General features: G+C 50.9%; 1 protein-coding gene. It reads right to left on the reverse strand.

From position 1 onward, the window contains the following. Positions 1-27: 27 nt before the first annotated feature. Complete coding sequence (locus tag IG627_RS20645) at positions 28-1062, reverse strand: IS630 family transposase (RefSeq protein WP_193195205.1); 1035 nt, start codon at positions 1060-1062, stop codon at positions 28-30. Positions 1063-1101 lie beyond the last annotated feature (39 nt).

The raw sequence follows: 1101 nt of genomic DNA on the forward strand, positions 1-1101 counted from the left end.
TATTAACCCGGCAATAGTATATTTCGCTCACGCTGCATAGCGGATTTTCTCGTGTTTGAAATATTTTCTGACCCGCTCTGGGCTCTTTTGCAGCATCCTCATGTGTGACATTGTCTTGTTCTTCAGCTGCTTCTTGTTGCGGGCGGGCTTGCCACTATGAACTCCCGCTTTCAGATCACAATTTAGGTATTCGTCCGGGTTCAGCTCCGGAGAATAGGCCGGCAAATAGAACACTTCGATCTCATTTTCACGTTCAGTCAGCCATGCTTTGAAAACCTTGGCATGATGTACCCGAAGATTGTCCAGAATCAGGATCACCTTCCGTTTTGCTGACTTTATCAGCCGCTGGCAGAAATCAATCAGGATGTCCGCATTCATTGTCCCGTCGTACATGCGGAACCGGACCTTTCCCTGGTTTGTAATCGCTGAAATCATGTTGGTACGCTCTCGCTTCGCATTCAGGCGCACAACAGGCGTTTTTCCTTTCGGCGCATAGCCCCTCTCATGCTGGCTATCGTTACGTAACCCCGTCTCATCGCCCCAGTATATCTCGGCGTTTTCCGCTTTCGCCTTGCCGTGAATCTCCGGGTAGTCCTCGTCCAGCCATTCCTGTACCGCCTTCGGGCTTTGCTCATAGGCGCGTTTCGCTGGCTTCTGCGGCGTCATGCCCCACCGTTTTAGGTATTCACCCACTGTGCGAATCGGCAACTTCAGACCCGTCTCTTGCCCAATCAGCTCCATTACCGCTTTACGCGTCCAGAGAACATAGTCCAGCTTCAGCTGATCAGGTGTCTTGTCTACCAACAAACCTTGTATCAAGCGTTCCTGCTCGCCGCTCATCCGACGATTGGTGCCAACCGGCATTCCACGCTGTCGACTTTTTAGCGATGAGGCACCGCCTTCCCGATATCGCTTGATCCAATTATTTATCGAGCGTTTATGTGCGCCAACCGTGTCTGCGACCTCTTGAAGCGGAAGCCCTTTCTTCCAGAGCCGTATTGCCAGCTTTCGTTTTTCTGCCTGAGCCGCTGAGGGTAATTTGCGAGAATCTTCTTTATTCATTCCCGCATTGTAGCGTAATATTCCATTGCCGAGTTAATA

The sequence above is a fragment of the Microbulbifer taiwanensis genome (assembly GCF_014904815.1).
Classification (GTDB): Bacteria; Pseudomonadota; Gammaproteobacteria; order Pseudomonadales; family Cellvibrionaceae; genus Microbulbifer; species Microbulbifer taiwanensis.